Source organism: Stenomitos frigidus ULC18 (assembly GCF_003003795.1).
In the GTDB taxonomy this organism is placed as follows: domain Bacteria; phylum Cyanobacteriota; class Cyanobacteriia; order Leptolyngbyales; family Leptolyngbyaceae; genus Stenomitos; species Stenomitos frigidus_A.
In genome coordinates this window covers 1-17,709 of record NZ_PVWK01000147.1, presented here as the reverse complement: position 1 = coordinate 17,709, position 17,709 = coordinate 1, and the positions used below count along the sequence as shown (strand labels likewise).

23 protein-coding genes are annotated in these 17,709 nt (G+C 50.0%); 15 read left to right on the top strand and 8 right to left on the bottom strand.

Translation table 11 applies throughout. The annotated features are described in order from the left end of the window. Window positions 1-58: 58 nt before the first annotated feature. From C7B82_RS27330 to C7B82_RS34005, 6 genes are all read right to left on the bottom strand, one after another. The gene (locus tag C7B82_RS27330; protein ID WP_106260045.1) at window positions 59-1,264 is read right to left on the bottom strand and encodes an ISKra4 family transposase; all 1,206 of its coding nucleotides are present in this window, start codon (window positions 1,262-1,264) and stop codon (window positions 59-61) included. 172 nt (window positions 1,265-1,436) lie between these two features. After that, on the bottom strand, window positions 1,437-1,811 hold the full coding sequence (locus C7B82_RS27325; protein WP_106260043.1) for a hypothetical protein: 375 nt from the start codon (window positions 1,809-1,811) through the stop codon (window positions 1,437-1,439). A 6-nt stretch (window positions 1,812-1,817) separates the two neighbouring features. After that, entirely contained in the window at window positions 1,818-2,204 is a 387-nt protein-coding gene (locus C7B82_RS27320) for a hypothetical protein (RefSeq protein WP_106260041.1), read from the bottom strand. Between the two features lie 211 nt (window positions 2,205-2,415). Beyond that, window positions 2,416-2,976: a YdeI/OmpD-associated family protein gene (locus C7B82_RS27315; protein ID WP_106260040.1), complete on the bottom strand. Its 561-nt coding sequence runs from the start codon at window positions 2,974-2,976 to the stop codon at window positions 2,416-2,418. Window positions 2,977-3,089: 113 nt separating this feature from the next. Continuing rightward, window positions 3,090-3,410 carry a type II toxin-antitoxin system VapC family toxin gene (locus C7B82_RS27310; RefSeq protein ID WP_106260038.1) on the bottom strand — a complete coding sequence of 107 codons (321 nt, stop codon included), beginning with the start codon at window positions 3,408-3,410 and terminating at the stop codon, window positions 3,090-3,092. Beyond that, the gene (locus C7B82_RS34005) at window positions 3,410-3,622 is read right to left on the bottom strand and encodes a hypothetical protein (RefSeq protein WP_245940120.1); all 213 of its coding nucleotides are present in this window, start codon (window positions 3,620-3,622) and stop codon (window positions 3,410-3,412) included. The genes C7B82_RS27310 and C7B82_RS34005 overlap by 1 nt, the downstream gene beginning before the upstream one ends. Here C7B82_RS34005 and C7B82_RS32750 point away from each other — a divergent pair. Then, complete coding sequence (locus C7B82_RS32750) at window positions 3,621-3,761, top strand: hypothetical protein (RefSeq protein ID WP_181357719.1); 141 nt, start codon at window positions 3,621-3,623, stop codon at window positions 3,759-3,761. The two genes, C7B82_RS34005 and C7B82_RS32750, sit on opposite strands and share 2 nt — an antisense overlap. 225 nt (window positions 3,762-3,986) lie before the next feature. Beyond that, window positions 3,987-4,967, top strand: coding sequence for a WD40 repeat domain-containing protein (locus tag C7B82_RS27300; RefSeq protein ID WP_181357717.1), 981 nt, complete (start codon window positions 3,987-3,989; stop codon window positions 4,965-4,967). Window positions 4,968-5,020: 53 nt separating this feature from the next. On the opposite strand, the gene C7B82_RS27295 is transcribed toward C7B82_RS27300, so the two are convergent. After that, the gene (locus tag C7B82_RS27295; protein ID WP_106260035.1) at window positions 5,021-5,329 is read right to left on the bottom strand and encodes a hypothetical protein; all 309 of its coding nucleotides are present in this window, start codon (window positions 5,327-5,329) and stop codon (window positions 5,021-5,023) included. Between the two features lie 1,816 nt (window positions 5,330-7,145). Between C7B82_RS27295 and dnaG the strand changes: the two genes are divergently transcribed. From dnaG to C7B82_RS34850, 13 genes are all read left to right on the top strand, one after another. After that, the gene (gene dnaG / locus C7B82_RS27285) at window positions 7,146-9,068 is read left to right on the top strand and encodes a DNA primase (RefSeq protein ID WP_106260032.1); all 1,923 of its coding nucleotides are present in this window, start codon (window positions 7,146-7,148) and stop codon (window positions 9,066-9,068) included. A gap of 144 nt (window positions 9,069-9,212) precedes the next feature. Then, window positions 9,213-9,488 carry a hypothetical protein gene (locus C7B82_RS32745; RefSeq protein WP_181357721.1) on the top strand — a complete coding sequence of 92 codons (276 nt, stop codon included), beginning with the start codon at window positions 9,213-9,215 and terminating at the stop codon, window positions 9,486-9,488. A gap of 159 nt (window positions 9,489-9,647) precedes the next feature. Next, on the top strand, window positions 9,648-10,298 hold the full coding sequence (locus C7B82_RS27275) for a DUF1361 domain-containing protein (protein ID WP_106260030.1): 651 nt from the start codon (window positions 9,648-9,650) through the stop codon (window positions 10,296-10,298). A 255-nt stretch (window positions 10,299-10,553) separates the two neighbouring features. Beyond that, the gene (locus C7B82_RS27270; RefSeq protein ID WP_106260029.1) at window positions 10,554-11,243 is read left to right on the top strand and encodes a hypothetical protein; all 690 of its coding nucleotides are present in this window, start codon (window positions 10,554-10,556) and stop codon (window positions 11,241-11,243) included. A 330-nt stretch (window positions 11,244-11,573) separates the two neighbouring features. Next, window positions 11,574-11,951, top strand: coding sequence for a hypothetical protein (locus C7B82_RS27265; protein WP_106260027.1), 378 nt, complete (start codon window positions 11,574-11,576; stop codon window positions 11,949-11,951). Between the two features lie 180 nt (window positions 11,952-12,131). After that, window positions 12,132-12,440, top strand: a complete 309-nt coding sequence (locus C7B82_RS27260; protein ID WP_106260046.1) for a pentapeptide MXKDX repeat protein — start codon at window positions 12,132-12,134, stop codon at window positions 12,438-12,440. A 143-nt stretch (window positions 12,441-12,583) separates the two neighbouring features. Beyond that, window positions 12,584-13,213 (top strand): thioredoxin family protein, encoded by a 630-nt coding sequence (locus tag C7B82_RS27255; RefSeq protein ID WP_106260026.1) that lies wholly within the window; start codon window positions 12,584-12,586, stop codon window positions 13,211-13,213. 92 nt (window positions 13,214-13,305) lie between these two features. Beyond that, window positions 13,306-13,998, top strand: a complete 693-nt coding sequence (locus tag C7B82_RS27250) for a cytochrome c biogenesis CcdA family protein (protein ID WP_106260024.1) — start codon at window positions 13,306-13,308, stop codon at window positions 13,996-13,998. Between the two features lie 60 nt (window positions 13,999-14,058). After that, complete coding sequence (gene msrA, locus C7B82_RS27245) at window positions 14,059-14,787, top strand: peptide-methionine (S)-S-oxide reductase MsrA (RefSeq protein WP_106260023.1); 729 nt, start codon at window positions 14,059-14,061, stop codon at window positions 14,785-14,787. A gap of 21 nt (window positions 14,788-14,808) precedes the next feature. Then, a complete protein-coding gene (locus tag C7B82_RS27240; protein ID WP_106260022.1) occupies window positions 14,809-15,411 on the top strand; it encodes a cytochrome b/b6 domain-containing protein in 603 nt (200 codons plus the stop codon). A gap of 76 nt (window positions 15,412-15,487) precedes the next feature. Next, window positions 15,488-16,207 (top strand): molybdopterin-dependent oxidoreductase, encoded by a 720-nt coding sequence (locus tag C7B82_RS27235; RefSeq protein WP_106260020.1) that lies wholly within the window; start codon window positions 15,488-15,490, stop codon window positions 16,205-16,207. 150 nt (window positions 16,208-16,357) lie between these two features. Next, window positions 16,358-16,753 (top strand): helix-turn-helix domain-containing protein, encoded by a 396-nt coding sequence (locus tag C7B82_RS27230; protein WP_181357716.1) that lies wholly within the window; start codon window positions 16,358-16,360, stop codon window positions 16,751-16,753. Window positions 16,754-16,773: 20 nt separating this feature from the next. Then, window positions 16,774-16,920 carry a hypothetical protein gene (locus C7B82_RS34850; RefSeq protein WP_422632154.1) on the top strand — a complete coding sequence of 49 codons (147 nt, stop codon included), beginning with the start codon at window positions 16,774-16,776 and terminating at the stop codon, window positions 16,918-16,920. A 217-nt stretch (window positions 16,921-17,137) separates the two neighbouring features. Here C7B82_RS34850 and C7B82_RS27220 read toward each other — a convergent pair whose 3' ends face one another. After that, window positions 17,138-17,623 (bottom strand): ISAs1 family transposase, encoded by a 486-nt coding sequence (locus C7B82_RS27220; protein WP_106260017.1) that lies wholly within the window; start codon window positions 17,621-17,623, stop codon window positions 17,138-17,140. Between the last annotated feature and the right edge of the window lie 86 nt (window positions 17,624-17,709).

Sequence of the window (17,709 nt, the reverse complement as noted above, 5' to 3'; positions counted from 1 at the left end):
ATTATCTTTGATGAATACTTGCCGCAATGGAATTACACGGCAAAGCCAGAATTACAGGTTATTTAATCCACGATCCTAACTGCTTAAATTGCCGATATTTTAAGTGCTGAAGGTGAATCTGGAGATATTGCCGCACCCGTTTCAGGGTGGGCTTCGCTGCATCAGGTGTGGAAGCATACTTCAATAAGTGACTGAATTCTTTGATGATGTGATGGACAGAACCCTGGCGCAATTGATGCCGCAAACGCTGAAACCATTGCTGGGGAGTGCGACCTGCAACAGTCTGACTGTAAGCTTCTGCCGCTTGCCAAAGGTGTTGAGTGGCATGATAGAAATCCAAAATGCCGACCGCGACCGCTGCAAAGCTTTGCTCAAATAATCGCCAGAACCCCCGTGCGCCATCAGAGATCCAAACCACCTGGGTGGTAGTGGTGATGCCTTGACGCAGCGCTTCGAGGTGCAAGCGAGGTTGCAGCGCCTCGATATTCCCCAGCACTGCCACTAATCGCCGTTGATGCAACCGAGTCACGTGCTTGCCGCTTCGAGTTTGATGCGGTTTCAGGCGAGCGAGCAAGGCGATCTTGACTTCCCGGAAGCGAATCTTGCCTTTGGTTGACCCAGGGTAGGGACGGAATGGCACACTCACGCCATCTGCGGCAATGACCAACGGCAGGGTGTCCAACCGTGCTTCTAGTGGCTCAACGCTGGGTTCACTGCCCTTTGCCAATGCCTCTAGCTCACGATCTAACTGACGCATCGCTTGTCGCCCAAACTGCTGAACCCATTGCCATACGGTGTCGTCACTGATGCAAACTCCACACAATTGCTTCAACAATTGCACCGCTAACTCAAACGGCAAAAATAGGGCGAGTAGACAGCCCAAGCGCATCAGTTCCATTGAGGTTTGTTGGTAAGCCACAATACCAAGAACGGCATCAAAGGGCACTGAATGACTTTTTACACAGCGATTGGGGCAGCGTCCTACCCGGCGTTTCCACTCCACCCATCCCGCCAGCGTTAGTATCCGACGACTCACAAAGCCTTTGCTCTCTAACTGTTTGCCACAGGCGGCGCAACACTCCCACCGCTCAGGGCGCTGGGCTTGCTGATTGAGATGGTGTTCTACCAAAGTTTTGGCAACCCACAAGCCGATTTGCCAAGCTGTGAGTACCAAACTGGCGCGGCTGACACTGCTTTGCAGTTTTTCGTAGAAATCCTGCCACTCAGGCGTATCGAAGTCAAGTGGTTCCTTGAGCGTTAGCATGAATCTAGAAGTTTTATTGATTGAGGTGTGCCCGACAGGGTGCACCTTTTTTGTTTCCTCTTCTATTCTCGCTAATCTTATTCAGAGTCCCCTATCCTTCAGGTGTGCCCGCTACCTTCCTTTCAGAGGGGCGATCGACAGAAGAGAGGGACTTTGGGCGCGATCGCTTCAGTTAGCTTACTTGACTGGGCAGTATGCCCGCGCAGCGGATCGCAGGCACGATCGCCACCTTTGCTTGCCCTTGCCAGATCTCCGCCCCAACCTCATGCACTGGGGTATCCACACCCGCTCGGCGATAGACTACCAGCACCCCAAACACCAGTTGAGGCAGCGGTTCAAACTCAATTGGAATCTGTTCTAATGTCCCTTTTTGTCGTTTACGACTGCGGGTTTGGTTAATGCGATCGCGGTTTTTAGCATACGACCTACGGCTATAACAAGCAGAGGGATTCCAGAAGCGATCGCCGTCCATTCCATGCAATGCCTGTGCCTGCTCTGCCGATAGCATGGCACACTGACGACATTTCTCTGGCAAGGTCTTCGCCATTTGCCATCACCGCAATTGTTTGCATAAATCCATGAGTTTACGTTTACGGGCGTGGCTAGATTGCAATTGATTGAAATACGTGGTCCAAACCGATTGCTGTTCCGATTGCAGAGACGCCGCTTTTGCTTGTCGTAACCATTGCACTGACTCCTGGTAGCGATCGGCTTTCCCTTGCGCCATGATGGGCTCAGCACGTTCGCGAGCCGCTGCAATCACCCAATCGGGATGGGTAGAAACGACGGCTTGCATCACGCGATGCACTAATTCTGAGCGGTAATACGTGTCAGCTTGCACGGCTTGGATGGCATCATCCCACAACCCCTCGTGCAGAAAAATATCCACCTTTGCGTCCCTGGCTTCCCACTCCTGCGACTGGCGCAGTGTTTTTAGCAACTCTGGTTTGATATCGTCCCACTGATGATCAGCAAAAGGCTCGACCCGTTGATAGTCCGTCGAATAAAGTTAATTGTCTCTAGACCAAAACCCTCAATTAATGAATCTCAATAGCAGAAGCCTGGTGATGGGGAGCTAGCTGTGTAACTACAATACGCTACAAATTCTAAATCATCTTGATTTGCGCGCCGAAAGGTTATTTTAGGCTGATTCATTGAAGTCTTCCTCCATCATTCCAATTCCCAAACATTTTATTGCCTGCGGTTTTATTCACGAAGTTTTGAAGTCGTCGCTCAAACTCATTGTGATTTTTACGCACTTCTTCGATATATCCGATGCGAACCCGACAATACAGGTCAGGAAATTCAAGAAAATTAGACCACGCACCAGGTTTTGCCTTAATTACTTCCACAATATCTTCAGCAACAATAAACTTCTCATTTAGATCGGGAAGTGTTACTCTTCCAGCCTCGGTCATTAATTCCTGCCGAATCAGGCGGCGAGCGCGTTCTTTATTTAGTTCCGTCCAATTGCTTCGCTTCTTTCGGGGTGTAAATCTTTGAGCAAGCTCATAGGCTGAGAATCGCTTCTGGATACCATCAATCCAACCAAAACAAATGGCTTCTTCCACTGCGTCAATGTATTTTACTGTTAGCTCTTCAGGGCGATCGTCAGATAACAACCAAATTTCCGTAAGGGTTTTGTGGTGCTTATGCAACCACTCTCGCCACGCAGTTCTGTCTTTCGGTTTGATAGTGTCGGTAATTTCCATTAAACTTCACTCTACTTTCCGCATAACGACCAAACTCACCGGACGCGGATAACCTTTGAAACTCAACCGACCAAATGTCGGCGTTCCGGTACAGCGACTTGTTAGCTGGCGGCTCAAGGCAGTAACTCAAAATAATCACAATGCCTTGGACAAATAATCGCAAAATCTCGACGATCAAGCTTGTAAACACAAGTGATAGTCAGCCTTCCAGCTATGGCAACGATCGCTGCATCTGTAAAATCAAGCTGATTATCAGCATATTGTTCCAAAATCTGATGCACCCGGACCAAATCCTCTGTGGTTACAGACTCAACTTGAACCGCATCAGGTGTCATGACAGACACAAAACGACGCATTGCTTGATGTCCTAATCGTGACGCAACTAGATAGCAGATTTCAGGCAAAACAACCACAGGCAGCACCAATGTGTCCATCAGGATAGAGATGTAAGATTAGGCACCCTCTCCGATGACACCTGAAGAAATCGAGCGGTTAAAAACTTGTAGTCAAGAAATTGCTGCGATTCTCTATCGCCATACCCCGGAGCACGAGTTAATCGATCGGCGTCGAAATTGTGCAGACCGCTAATAATCTTGAGGGCGCGTCCGTTGTCTAGAGCACTCTGTAGCGTGGGAAGGATCGTCATGGTATCTCAACTCAAATTCGTACCGTCCATTCTGCCACCCAATGCCGAGAGATTCCAGCGTTTTGTTGCAGAGACGGCACACTGTTTAAGCGATCGCGACAGTGGGCAAACCACCGTGCAAGTCTCCCTTCACTGGTGACCTGATCAGCGTTAACGCTCAGAGCTTGACCGGAAACTACGTTCTCAGCACTGAAGCTTCCAGAGTCAAAGTCTTCTATTAAAGTAAGAGCAGCTCAAAGCAAGGTGTCGCGTCATGACAGAACACTCTGGGAGAACGTCTACTGCGAGACGAACGGTTCAACAAAAGTGGATATATCGGCTACTTTTCCGAATCGTTGGTCTACAAGCTCTTCTCTTTCTAGGTGTGCCAGCATTTTACTATCTTCGTTATGGCAGTTGGGTTGAACCCTGGAAGGGGCTTTCCTACTTGCCCAATATCAGCGCTTTGCAGCAAATTATTTCAGTAGATAGTTCGAGTGTTGACTCCGTTACCATTAGCCCTAACGGGAAAACAATGGCGACTGGTTCAGTCAAAACGATCGGAATCTGGGATTTTCAGACCGGAAAATTGTTGCAGAAGCTCGATGTTTCTGGCGGTGTTCAAGGCGTAAAGTTCAGCCCCGATGGACAAAGGCTTGCGAGTGTCAGCGGTGACAATACAATCCGTATCTGGAATGTCAGTAATTGGAAGCTCCTCCACTCAATCGAGACAGGACAGAAAGGAGGATTTGGCGTAACTATTACCTCAGATGGTCAAACGATCGTCGGTGCTAGCAGCAATGGCACCATTCAAACCTGGAGCCTGATATCTGGGCAACTACTACGAACACCTGCCGAACTGTCAGTCAAGCCCGAAGAGGCTGCAAAACTGTTAGATTTTGCCATCAGCGCCGATGGGCAGACCTTAGTGACGAGCTATGACAATAAGCGAATCAAAATTTGGAATCTGCAAACAGGTAAAGTACAGCGTAGTCTGACCACAACTGAGAATATAAGTTTCATTTCAATTAGTCCTGATAGTCAAACGATCGCAGGCTGCGCGGGTAGTGATACATACAGTAAAACGATCCAAACCTGGGTCTTAAACACTGGGCAACCCCTCCGCACGTTCTCTTCACCCGATGTTGTCGGTTTAATTGCTTTTAGCAAAGATGGTCGCAAGCTTGTTGGGAGCGATCGCGGTGGCTTTTCGGGCAAGGTGCAAGTGTGGGATTTCCAGACTGGAACACTCCTCCATACATTTTCTGGAATGTTTAACATTCACGCCCTTACAACTGGACGAGACGATACCATTGCCGTTGGTCTCGCCTATTGGGGTAAAGTTTTAGTCTTGAAAGCACAGTAAATCATTTAGTTGCCATTTTCATTTAGTACGCTGCGTTATCACTTAGAGCTTGTTTACTCCAGGCACGGTTCCTTGTGGGTATAGTCACACACCAGCTTCAGAATGGTGATAGCGAGCGGCGCAAAGGGAATCGTGTCTTTGACAATCTGGGCAAAGGGCGCATTCAGCACATCCAGCAACGAGGAAATCTGCCCGATGTACGGCTTCAGCGTTTCCACCTTGGGCTGATGCTCTTTCACCGTTTTTGCCAGGTCAAACACCGCTTTGGCGGCATCCGTCCCGGTTTTGGTGATCTCTGCGGTTTGTTTCCAGTTCAAATCTTGAATATCGGTGTTCAGAAACGCCCAGAGCTTGGTCAGCATGGTCTATCTTCCTGCGATCGCTGCCTCGAAACTAGCTCAAAAATTGGTTGGTGTACAGAGAAATGAGTCGAAGCAAAGGAGCCAAAAGGCTGTGGTAGCGGCTGTAGCTGAGTGAATGGGGTGCGCGATCGTCCTTGTAGCTTTAACGTTTCGTCTTTGCACCTGCTTGACTGATAAAACTCCTGAAACCCGCCTGCTTCGTTGCTGTCCCACCCTGAATTTAGATTCAGGGCTAATGGGATCAAGTCCGTTTCAACGGACTCAACCCTCACCAAGTCTTCCTAAGCGGACTCCACCCAATCTAGCCCGCACTTTCGTCGCGGACGGGACAGGCGATCGACGAGAGCGTTGTCTAGGCAACCAGCCTTTTTACTCAAACCACCGAGCTTTTTACTCGAATCGCCAAGCTTTTTACTTAGACAATTCTGTTTAGAACTTGAACCACCGAATTTGGAACTTGAACAACGCAGTTCAAACCTCAAATCACCGAACCTTTTACTCAGACGACGCTGTTCTCAACTCGAAGCGCCAAGCTTTTTGCTCGAAATGCTGAGCTTTTTACTCGAACAGTGCAGATCAAGCCTCAAATTGGTGAGCCTGGAACTCACAACACCAACAGCTTTAGAAATGAGTACCCCAACGGGGAATAGTAATTGTCATATTTTCTTGGCAAGATAAGAGCATTGTTACTCAAGGTAATGTCTTATGACCATCGAAACTGAAACATACAACAAAGAAGACTACAGTCACGAATCGTACGATAAGTACTACAAGCGTGCCTGCGAAGTGTGTGTTCCTATTATCCTGAAAGTACCCGTTTATGTCGCTCCGATCGTAATTGAGAAAGAGCCTAAATGTGTAGAAAAGAACGGATACTAGGAATCTAGCACTTAGTGCGTTTTGCTGGCATCTTTAGCCAGCCAGGTAAATGGTTAGATGAGTGACATTCTTATCTAACCATTCACTCATTCACTCATTGTATAACTGAGCAGATGGCTTCACCAGGCTATCTTCCCTGTATAGCTCTGGTGAGTTTTACTCACACACAAATGTGGAACACTATGAATACAAACTCTATTTCTAATGGCGTTGCTAATGAGTGCGAAATTGTGATTCCGATTGTGTTGAAAATACCCATTTACTTTGAATCAGTTGTAATCGAGCTATCACCAACCTGCTCTTTTTCATCTCACGCGGTGAGCCTGCCTGAGTCAGAGCCAGGGTTAGTGACATCCACACACGATCAGTGGCAGAAAAAGCCTGAACATTTGTCAAGGCAAACGATACAGATGACTTTGCGAGAAGCTCAGGTATTGATTAAAAATCAGATGTACTTAGTTCAGACAGAATTCGCTTTCAAACTCAATGCTCTGGCTAAATTAATCAAGTCCTATTTCAGCAGAATACTGAGAAGTGTGCTTAGATTATCACATCAATTTCGCCGAGGCAGTCGTCAATTTGGATCACACTTTAGAAGACCTAGCTCCAAGTCGAGAAGACTTTCCCACTAGAACGTATTGCCGATTTCCAAGCAAAATCTAGTTAACAGACAAAACACCTACAAGGCTGATCGCCGCTTTAGTTTATTGAGTGCTTGATCGAGTCATCAACGGATTAACCACCAGTCATGGCGATCGCTGACGACTCATTGCCAGTAGGACAGGGGCGTTCTAAGGCAACCCAAACAAGCCTCTGCTCGTGCGAGTAAGCATCCAGTTGCTGCAACCGTTAAAAGAAACCCGGATTCTGAGTGGATTCCCAACCAAATTTGCGACAATAAGTAAATCTCATTTCCCCCACATCCTCCCCCTCCCCAATGGACATCCCCCGCCTCCATCCCGACACGATCGAACAAGTCCGCCAACGCGCCGACATTGTGGATGTCGTGTCTGAACATGTGGTGCTGCGGAAGCTGGGGAAAGATTTTACGGGCTTGTGCCCCTTCCACGACGACAAAACGCCCAGCTTTACGGTCAGCCCCAGCAAACAGTTTTACTACTGCTTTAGCTGCGGTGCGGGCGGCAACGCGATCAAGTTTCTGATGGAGTTGGGGAAACACTCCTTCAGCGAAGTCGTACTGGATCTAGCAAAGCGGTATCAGGTGTCTGTCCAAACCCTGGAACCAGCCCAGCGGCAGGAACTCCAGCGACAGCTTTCGGTGCGAGAGCAACTCCACGAAATTCTCGCGCTCACAGCACGGTTCTTTGAACATGCGCTGAACCAACCCCAGGGCAAAGCCGCACTGGAGTATTTGACGGCTCAACGGAAGCTAAGCGCAACGACGATTCAGCAGTTTCAGTTGGGCTATGCACCTGCTGGCTGGGAGACCCTGTTTGGCTATTTGGTCGAGCAAAAGCACTATCCCGTCGAGCTGGTGGAGCAAGCAGGGCTGATTGTGCCACGCAAAGGGTCAACGGGCAGCTATTACGATCGGTTCCGCGATCGCCTCATGATTCCCATTCATGACCTCCAGGGGCGAGTGGTGGGTTTTGGCGGACGATCGCTGGGCGACGAACAGCCCAAATACCTCAACTCACCCGAAACCGAGCTGTTCGACAAAGGCAACATTCTCTTTGCGCTGGATAAGGCACGAGCCGCGATCGCCAAGCAAGATCAGGCAGTGGTTGTGGAAGGTTACTTTGATGTGATTGCGCTCCACAGTGCAGGCATCACCAACGTCGTCGCATCGATGGGAACGGCGCTCAGTCTCGCTCAAGTACGCCAACTGCTGCGCTACACCGAATCCAAACGCATTGTGTTTAACTTTGATGCCGATCGCGCGGGCACTCAAGCCGCCGAACGAGCGATCGGTGAAGTGGCTGCGCTGGCATACCAGGGCGAAGTCCAGTTGCGTATCCTCAACATTCCCACCGGCAAAGACCCAGATGAGTTTTTGCAAACGAACACGCCAGCCGCCTACCAGCAGTTGCTAGATGATTCTCCCCTCTGGCTCGATTGGCAAATTCAGCAGGCGATCGCGGGGCACGACCTGAACCAGGCAGACCAGTTTCAGCAAAGCGTCCAGGCGATCGTCAAGCTTCTCGGCAACCTGCCGAACTCCATGTTGCGCACCCATTACATCCAGAAGTGTGCTGAACTATTGAGCCAGGGTAACAGTCGCCTGATGCGGCAGCTAGAAGATAATCTGCGGCTGCAAGTGCGTGGCGAGCGATGGCATGGGCGATCGCAAAAGTGGCAGACCAGCAGCGAACGCGACCTGCTCGAAGAATCGGAAGGGCAACTGCTGCGCTTGTATCTGCACAAACCCCTGCATCGGCAGGCGATCGTTGAAGCCCTGGAAGCCCGCGACCTGGAATTCAGCCTCTCGCACCATCGCTTCCTGTGGCGACAAATCCTGGCGCTCAAAGAAGCAGGGTTCGATGTCGAAGCCGATCCCTCGCTGGATTTAATGACGCTGCTTCAAGATCGCTGCACCGACTTCCCTAGCGACATGAGCAAAATCTACGCCCTCTTTCAGCTTGACGAAACAGGTGATATTGATGTGCTGCGATCGGCACTCGTGATCCGTGCCGCTGTCGCATCGATGGAAAAAGTGATGTGCGAAAAACGTCGCCGCCATTTCATCTCCCTTTGGGAAAAAACTGACTGTGCAACCGCCTTTGAACTGGGGCAGTTTTACTATAAAAAAATCTGTGCGGAAGAGCAGCGAATACAGGATCTCGATCGCGAACGCCAAACCACCTTTGAAGACCTGGTACAAGCACCTGTACTTAGCTAAAAGCTTTTGCAAAATCAACGTATGGTTTTGAGAGCATCATTCAGCAAGCAACCTTGCTGTGCGCTGTGACTTGCCAATGATGTAAGAGCACTACCCATCAAACGCTGCGCCCAGACTGAAGACGCCTGAGATGGTTACAGTCCGGTGCTCGACTTCTGCTTGGGGCGGTTTCCCCTGTTCCACCTGCGCGATCGCCTGTTTGTACTTGCCTCTAGATTTGTGATCGAACAACACGCGATCGGGAAGTTTAAGGCTGTCTCATTGCCCTTAGTGCATTTCGTGATGCTGCGTGATGTACTGCCTAGTGGCGATCTGGTGCTGATGGAACGCGATCGGTTATTGCCTAACCTGCTCACGCTCATCCTTCGTGGTGATAACGAGCCGCAGCAAGCAACTGTCTTGGTTGAAACGGCAGACTAGATGAAACGACGCTGATTAACCGCAACGCTTTCCAGGCTTTGGTGACGAGCGATCGTCGTTTGATACGATTAGCCCTAACCAGTACATTTAGTTTTTGCCGATCGATTAAGTTGAGGTTAACCTGTGGCAAGGTAGGTCTATCTCAGCCAAGTGATCGAAATGCAATCAAAACTTTTGGAGGCGATCGGAGCCTTCTCTGGAATCTACAGCGGTTGGATTCTCTGGAATCTGTTTCTAGCGTTTATTCCTTTAGCGCTGAGCTTCTGGCTCTTTCGGCGACAAACGAACGATCGCACCACGTTGTGGTGGCTAGGATGGGTCGTATTCATTGCCTTTTTGCCCAATGCTCCTTATTTATTAACCGATATTATTCACTTGATTCGTGGTATCCGCGCAGGGTATGCGATTTGGATTATTGCGCTGGTCTTTATTCCGCTGCACATCGCTGCAATCATCGGTGGTTTTGAGGCTTACGTGATCTCCTTGATTAATCAGGGTCATTACTTGAAGCGGCAGGGCCAACGACGCTTTGTGGTGTGGTCGGAGTTGGCAGTGCATGCAGTTTGTGCCGTTGGTATTTATCTGGGTCGATTCCGCCGTCTCAACAGTTGGGATCTGGTTACTGACCCTGGCAACGTGCTGGTGATCACAATCGACGACTTAACGGCAAAGTTGCCTCTAGTAGTGATTTTCATTACCTTTGCTATTCTCACGGTCTTCTATTGGGTGATGAAGCAAATTACGCTCGGTTTACTGTTGCGCTTTCGGTATGCGCGCCAACATAAACCGATCGAATCTGACTTTGATTAAGTCAGTGATTCAGTCGGCTCAGCGACCCACTCGATCGACAGGAGACCTACATTTCAAGCTGTAGGGGCGGTTTCCGTCTGCTTGTCCCTATCGTGGCATCAGCGTTACAGGCGATCGGTTAGTCAACCAGCGCAATCTTTGTTCTGGAAGGCCGCTTGAACAGTATTATGTCAGCGTAGGAGACTGGGTTGACATCCTCTAGCGGTGCTGCACTCGCTGCGAGAGTTGTCGATCAGAGCTTGTTAAGGAAGAGACATGAGCCGCCGCGTGGTCAAAAACGACAAGATACAGATTGCCTCGATCGTCAAAGCTAGATTAGTCAGTCTAGTCTGTGCCGTTTTAGTAGCGAGTTGCGGTAACTCTGACCCCATGCTGAACCCTGATCCGCTAACACCGTTTGTGCAAGCGCGTTACAGCGTCGAAGGTGCGATCTCAACCTTTAAACAAGAATTTCAACCGACTGGCAACAGCGACAGTCTGAGTGAAACCGACTGGAACAAATACCGAAGGGGACGACAGCTTTACAATCAGGCTGCCTCTTCAATTAATGCTGTGATTGTGCAAGTGATGCTGGCAAATCAAACCCGCACCGCACTCGCTGAAGTTGAATTTAAGCAACGCCTGGCGACTGCAATCAATCAGGCTGCGGCGTTTCGGGAGTATGCAGAAACGGTTCGCAGAGAGCCTCCTGGCACTAGAGATGGCAGCCCAGCACAAGCACAACCGTTTTACTTCTCTGTTCCCATCAACCCGATCGGGGTACCCGATCTACTAAATTCCATCTTTGGTCAAATTAATACCGCCCTTGGACAAGCCAGAAACGCTGAACAGGACAAGCGCGATCGCATTGAAGGGGTACTGAAAAGCTTATTGCTGCCGCCTTTCGATGAAGCAGGCAAGAAAGCACCCGATGCTTTCAGTCCACCTAGTCTGCGTTCTAAGTAATCACAGCTATCAGCTATCAGCCATCAGCTATCAGCTATACGGTTTTGCTGACCGCTGACCGCTCCATCAGCTATCAGCTATTAGCTATCAGCCATCAGCTATACGGTTTTGCTGACCGCTGACCGCTATTCCCAGCACCGCTACAGCAATCTGAGAAATAGCTGAGTGATTGCTGAAAACATTGTTGGCATAAATTCAGGAAAGTTCCTGTTGCGGTTCAGATCCGCTTCAGTGCTGGCTGCGATGCTTTGAGCAGTGAAGCGATCGCGGTTCACGCAACAGACACGGCAGACACAGCAATCACTATTTAATTTTCACTAGGAGTGACTCATGAAATTAGCTTCTTTGCTTACAGGTATCGCAATGGTTGGTTTGGTTACGGTTGGCGATGCATCGCTCAAGGTGATCAATCCTTCACTGGTTGGCGTTGTTCATGCCGCTGAAGCGAAGCAATCAGGCCCGACTGTTCAAGAAAAAATTGCCTTAATCACCAAAAGCAAGGGTCAGATTGGTGGTGGTGATCAACTGCGCCGCTTCTTTTATGGCGATTTGGAACCGATCGGCATCCAGGTTGGCGGAGCGGGTCATGTGGTTAATCTGTACAACAAAGCGAATGATGTCACCTTTTCTTACTGCTCCACCTTTGATGTGGTTGTTGCAGTGAAGAAAGGGAAAGTGGCTCAATTCCCAGCAGCAGAAGTGAAGTAAGACGCAATCAGCCCAGTGCCAGGGCATTGTGGGAAAAGCCTGATTTTGGCTTCAGTCTCTTTTAGGATGCAGTACCTTTACGGCGAGATCTAATTTGCACTTGTGTTCGTAACTCAAGTGCTGCCTAATCAACCAAAAGCAGCCTTTGTTCAACTCAACTATTTCAAGGATGAAAGCATCATGAAAGCGAAACTACTTTGTCTCATCGTGGGTTTGACGATGGCTAGCCTTGCTGCCTGTTCTAGTACTCCCACCGCAAACCAGGCATCTCCTAGCAGCGCTCCCGCCGCTAGCAGCAGCCCTGAAGGCGCGATGAAAGGTGATGCCATGAAGGGTGATGCCGCCAAAGGTGACGCCATGAAAGGCGACGCGATGAAAGGCGATGCCATGAAGGGTGATGCCACCAAAGGTGACGCGATGAAAGGCGATGCCAAAGGTGATGCGATGAAAGGTGACGCCATGAAAAAAGACACGACTACAAAGCCATAGCTGTTTGTTTTGTCAGGGTACAGGTTTAGCGTTCTAACAATCTGTACCCCAAGAAACGACTGGTTTGATGTCAGCGCTTGTTTTAAGACTCAGATAGCTTGCTAGTCGTACACCTTTCTCATCAGTTTTTTGAGGGCGTAAAAATGGAAAAACTTTCACATCGCCGCCGGCAACTTCTGCTGTATTTGGGCCTGGGCGTTGTTGGTGCAGGAGCCGCAACAGCGTTGGGAGTTGGTTCAAGAAAGGCCGGTTCCAATGCATCAATCGCTGCTTCTGACTCGTCTCCCTTAAGCAATGTCGCTCCTGAAGTGGCGTCAACTGGTAGCGCTTTGGCCGCCGCTAGCCGGGGCTTACCAGACTTTCAGGGCATCAGCCAATGGCTCAACTCTGCACCGTTAACTGTCGGTAACCTCAAAGGCAGCGTCGTGCTGGTGCAGTTTTGGACGTTTGCCTGTATTAACTGCCAGCGGACTTTGCCCTACATCGTGCAATGGCATCAGCAATATGCTGCTAAGGGACTCAAGGTCATTGGCATTCACACGCCAGAGTTTGCCTTTGAACGCGACTTAAATAACGTTAAACAAGCGTTGCAGAAGCACCAGATTACCTACCCTGTGCCGATCGACAACGAGTTCAAAACCTGGAGAGCCTACAACAACGAGTATTGGCCTCACCTCTTTCTAGCCGATCGTCAGGGCTTAGTGCGCTATGACCACATCGGCGAAGGCGCATACGATACAACGGAGCAAACGATCCGTAAGCTGTTGGGCTAGGTGAGGAGTTTTGAGTTTTGAGTTGCTTCCTACTCCCTTTCCTCTCCACCTCCGTTCGGCTGAGCGCTCCCTACTCCCCACTCCCTTCCCTAATGCCCGCTTCCACACTATCGACCGGACTTGCCTTTCTCGGCGGCGTACTCACGGTGCTTTCGCCTTGCGTTTTGCCGATTTTGCCTGTGTTGGTTGGACGATCGCTCCAGTCTCATAAATACGGCCCGATCGCGCTAGTGATTGGACTTGTGAGTGGTTTTGCACTGGCTGGCAGTCTCTTGGGGATTACGGCAAGTTGGTTTTCAGCACTTGCCAGTGTGTTGCGGTATGTCGCGATCGTCGTTCTGCTGCTGTTAGGACTGCTGGCAATTTTCCCAGACTGGAGTTATCGGCTGTGGAGCTATCTCCCCACTAATCGTTGGACGAAAGAGTCACCGCGCATTGGGCTGACTGGCGAATTTTGGCTAGGCACTCAACTGGGGTTACTGTGGACTCCCTGTGCAGGCCCCGTGCTGGGAGGCATTTTAGTCCTAGCAGCAGTAAACCATGATGTGATCAATGCGTTCGGGCTGCTAGTGACCTATGGTCTGGGTGCTGCTTTGCCGCTGCTTGCAATTGCCTATGGTGGACGCACAATCAGCCGACGGTTGCTGAAACTTCGCTCTTACAGTGGCACCTTGCAGCGCGTGGGTGGTGTCATGATTGTCGTAACAGCGATCGCCATTCTGCTCGGTTGGGATGTCCAAATTCAGCTTTGGCTGGCACCGTTTCTTCCTTCTCTACCGCTTTAACCACGATTCATTAACCGCGATTCCAGCAGCAGCATTCAATCCTCATAGAGCCTACAACCCATGTCTACGTCTACTACGAGCCTTGTCCTCCGTTCTCTACGCAAGCTGTCGATTCTTTCGCTAGTTGCACTGTCGTTTGTGGGCGGTGCTTTTTATCTCAAGTTGTCTCAGTCTGCTGCTAATACCTCAACCGCGATGGTAAGCAAAGTTTTTCCCGATCCGGCTGCTGATATCCCAACGACTAACGCCAAAGGAATGCAGACCGCCGTTTTTGCTGGGGGGTGTTTTTGGGGCTTAGAAGCCGTTTTCGAGCATCTCAAAGGGGTGTCTGATGTAGTCTCTGGCTTTTCGGGTGGTAAGGCAGAAACCGCACATTACGGTCTAGTCAGCTTTGGGCAAACAGGACATGCCGAGTCGGTAAAAATCACCTATGATCCGGCACAGATTTCTTACGGACAGTTGCTCAAGGTCTACTTTGCTGTCGCGCATGATCCCACCCAGTTGAATCGCCAGGGTCCTGATTCGGGTACACAATATCGCTCAGCTATCTTTTTTGCCAACAATGAGCAGAAGCAGGTTGCACAAGCTTATATCGAGCAATTGAGGGCAGCACAAGTATTCAACAAGCCGATCGTGACCCAACTTGCGCCTTTGCAGGGGTTCTACGCGGCTGAAGCAGAGCATCAAAATTTCATCGCCAATAATCCGAACTATCCCTACGTAGTGGTACATGATCTGCCCAAGCTTGAGCAGCTTAAGACGCAGTTTGCCGCCCGCTACAAAAACTAAGTCCTTATCGATCGCATTGCTATGAATGCCGCTGTCTCCGCTAAACGCAAGCTAAAAACGCCCAGTCAAGCGATCGCTGCCAAAGCCTTTCACTGGATCAACATCATCAGTTTGCTGTTAATGATGACCAGTGGACTGCGAATCTATAACGCCAATCCCGTGTTTGGCGGGCGAGAAGGCTGGCATTTCCCTAGCTTTCTCGTGATTGGTAACGGCTTAGCAGAGGGCCGAGACTGGCATTTCGCCATCATGTGGCTCTATGCTTTAAATTTGCTTGGCTATGGCTTGTATGTCTTCATCACCCGTCGCTGGCAGCATCGCTTCGCTAGCAGCAATGACATGAAAGCCATACAAGTCAGCCAAAATGAAAAGCGCAAAACCTACGCGTGGCATCGGTTAGTGTATACGGCGATCGTCCCGATTTTGGTACTCGCGATCGCCAGCGGTCTTGCCATGTATAAACCCGTGCAACTGCATTGGCTTGCATCACTCTTCGGCGACTGGCAAACCCTGCGCACTATCCACTTCATCACCGTTCCCACCGTGCTGCTCTTCACCTTCGTTCATTCACTTCTTGCGCTTAGAGTCGGCACACTGCGTTTAGTGAAATCGATGTTTGTGTAGTCAGTAGTCAGTAAAAACTCAAAACTCTCACCTTATCTCCTCAGTCCCTGCCTCCCCATCGCCTCACCCTCTCCCCATGAACCTAATTCTTCCCAAACGCACTCTTTCGCGTCGTCACTTACTGCAATGGTCTGGGCTCTCTGGAGCAGGCCTGCTGTTAAACGGCTGTGCATCGTCGTTGTTTGCAGAACAGGTAGGTCAATTTTCGGAACCGTTGAATCAGCGGATCGAGGCATTGATGCTTTCGCAGAAACCCGCGCCAGAGTTTCCAGCGAGTGCCATTGATCCAGCAGACAAACTGATCATCAATACGTTTGACTCTACGCCTAACATCGATCCAACTACCTTTCGGTTGACGATCGATGGTGAAGTGAACCACCCCATGCAATTGAGCTTGCCAGAACTGCAAAAGATGCCGCTCACCTCCATGACCATTCGCCATGTGTGCGTTGAAGGCTGGGCCGCGATCGTGCAATGGAATGGGGTGCGTCTGCGGGATTTAGTGGCACTGGTACAACCCAAAGCCGATGTTCGCTACGTCTACTTCAAATCGGCCGATGGTTACTACGAAAGCTGGGATCTAGCTTCGGCGGTGCATCCTCAAACGTTGATGGCCTATCAACGCAATGGACAACCACTAGCACCAGACAACGGTGCGCCCCTGCGATTAGCCTCACCCATTAAGCTGGGCTACAAGCAAAGTAAATGGGTCACTCAAATTACCTTTGTAAGCAACCTGACGCCCCAAAAAGGCTACTGGGAAGACTACGGCTATGAATGGTTTGGGGGGCTGTAAGTTTAATGGGGTTAAGGCTGCGATCGCACTAGTACAACCAGGCGGAAGTTAGGCTACCCTTATTTCAAGCCCTTGCATGAGTCAGAAGCTTGCCCAAATCCGCCCCCAAACCCCTTCAATTAAACGAGAGTGAGCGTCAAGACTTGCATCGTGAACCGTCACAGCACCCCTCAGCAAATTGCCTTGAGAGCATCCATCATCCTGTTAGCCGATGCAGGGCGCAACCATCGGGAAATTGCCCGAGCACTGGGCCTGAGCCGAGAGATGGCAAGAACCTGGCGAGAACGCTGGTTGGCGCTGAGCAAGAAAGCCGTTGGTGTGGTTGAGCGGTTACAGGATGCCGAACGCTCCGGCACCCCCGCCACCTTTAGCCTGGAACAAAGCATGAAATTATTTGCCATGGCGTGCGAGAAACCGGAACTCTATGGACTACCGATCAGTGATTGGAGTGCGTGGGAGCTTGCTGATGAGGTGGTCAAACAAAGAGTGGTGGAGAGCATCTCCCCACGCCATGTCAGACGATTGCTAGCAGAACCCAGTTTTTGACGGACCCCAGTCATAAAATTGTGTTTCACTTCACCCCCAAGCATTGTTCCTGGCTGAATCAAAGTGAAATTTGGTTTGGCATCTTAATGCGCAAGTTGCTCAAACGCGGCAATTTTCTCAGTCAAGCTGACTTAAAAACTCGGATCCTTAGACCTGTTGCCTTATAAGGGCAAAAAAGCCGTGAGATTCAGTCCTAGAAGGCTTTTCAGGTGTTTTTTGTTGCTGATGGCTACAGCCTGCACAGCGTGAGGGTTTCAGCGATTTTTCCTGTTAAAAAGCAACAGGTCTCTTGACTTCATTGAGTATTTCAATCGCAGCATCGCAAAACCCTTTCAGTGGACTTATAAGGGAAAGGCGTTAGCGGTCTAAAGGGGCAGGGCTGATCTATTGAAAAAAGGAAAAGAGCGTCGGGATATCATGGGCGAGACGACGTAACCCTTGGGTGATGGAGTCAAAGCCATGGTGCCGAAAGAGATTGAGCGCCATAGTGCGGACAATGGCGAAATTCGCTGGGGCGTTACCATCACATAAGGGAGACAGATCCTCTTGAAGAACCACATCTTTAACCCAATGCAGACGATTTTCAATGTGCCAGTGTTGGCGAATGCGTTGCGCAAACTCAGCAGCATCCAGCGTCAGCGAACTGATGTAAAACATGGTTTCGCTGAAGGGTCGGTTGGCTCTGGTGCCGACTCGTTCCACTCGAACGAGCCGTTGCACACCCACCCATTGCGGATCAAGACCAGCGACATGGTCTAAAACACTCACCTTGCGTTGCGTTTGTCGATCACGGGTCTGCTCCGTTTGACTGTCTACACTTTGGGCTGGAGCTTGCTCAAACTGAGTCTGCAACTGCTCAAATAATACCAATTCCTCAAGGTTAGGCTACAGATGGTATAAAGTAGCTGTCGGGTTCAAGCAGCAGACATGGCAGGCGTTTACAAACTAGAGATCAC

Bases quoted from the DNA above. Each gene is read 5' to 3' on its own strand.
- C7B82_RS27330 (WP_106260045.1), bottom strand. From the start codon at position 1,264: ATGCTAACGCTCAAGGAACCACTTGACTTCGATACGCCTGAGTGGCAG.
- C7B82_RS27325 (WP_106260043.1), bottom strand. From the start codon at position 1,811: ATGGCGAAGACCTTGCCAGAGAAATGTCGTCAGTGTGCCATGCTATCG.
- C7B82_RS27315 (WP_106260040.1), bottom strand. From the start codon at position 2,976: ATGGAAATTACCGACACTATCAAACCGAAAGACAGAACTGCGTGGCGA.
- C7B82_RS27310 (WP_106260038.1), bottom strand. From the start codon at position 3,410: ATGGACACATTGGTGCTGCCTGTGGTTGTTTTGCCTGAAATCTGCTAT.
- C7B82_RS32750 (WP_181357719.1), top strand. From the start codon at position 3,621: ATGGTATCTCAACTCAAATTCGTACCGTCCATTCTGCCACCCAATGCC.
- C7B82_RS34005 (WP_245940120.1), bottom strand. From the start codon at position 3,622: ATGACGATCCTTCCCACGCTACAGAGTGCTCTAGACAACGGACGCGCC.
- C7B82_RS27295 (WP_106260035.1), bottom strand. From the start codon at position 5,329: ATGCTGACCAAGCTCTGGGCGTTTCTGAACACCGATATTCAAGATTTG.
- dnaG (WP_106260032.1), top strand. From the start codon at position 7,146: ATGGACATCCCCCGCCTCCATCCCGACACGATCGAACAAGTCCGCCAA.
- C7B82_RS27275 (WP_106260030.1), top strand. From the start codon at position 9,648: ATGCAATCAAAACTTTTGGAGGCGATCGGAGCCTTCTCTGGAATCTAC.
- C7B82_RS27270 (WP_106260029.1), top strand. From the start codon at position 10,554: ATGAGCCGCCGCGTGGTCAAAAACGACAAGATACAGATTGCCTCGATC.
- C7B82_RS27265 (WP_106260027.1), top strand. From the start codon at position 11,574: ATGAAATTAGCTTCTTTGCTTACAGGTATCGCAATGGTTGGTTTGGTT.
- C7B82_RS27260 (WP_106260046.1), top strand. From the start codon at position 12,132: ATGAAAGCGAAACTACTTTGTCTCATCGTGGGTTTGACGATGGCTAGC.
- C7B82_RS27255 (WP_106260026.1), top strand. From the start codon at position 12,584: ATGGAAAAACTTTCACATCGCCGCCGGCAACTTCTGCTGTATTTGGGC.
- C7B82_RS27250 (WP_106260024.1), top strand. From the start codon at position 13,306: ATGCCCGCTTCCACACTATCGACCGGACTTGCCTTTCTCGGCGGCGTA.
- msrA (WP_106260023.1), top strand. From the start codon at position 14,059: ATGTCTACGTCTACTACGAGCCTTGTCCTCCGTTCTCTACGCAAGCTG.
- C7B82_RS27240 (WP_106260022.1), top strand. From the start codon at position 14,809: ATGAATGCCGCTGTCTCCGCTAAACGCAAGCTAAAAACGCCCAGTCAA.
- C7B82_RS27235 (WP_106260020.1), top strand. From the start codon at position 15,488: ATGAACCTAATTCTTCCCAAACGCACTCTTTCGCGTCGTCACTTACTG.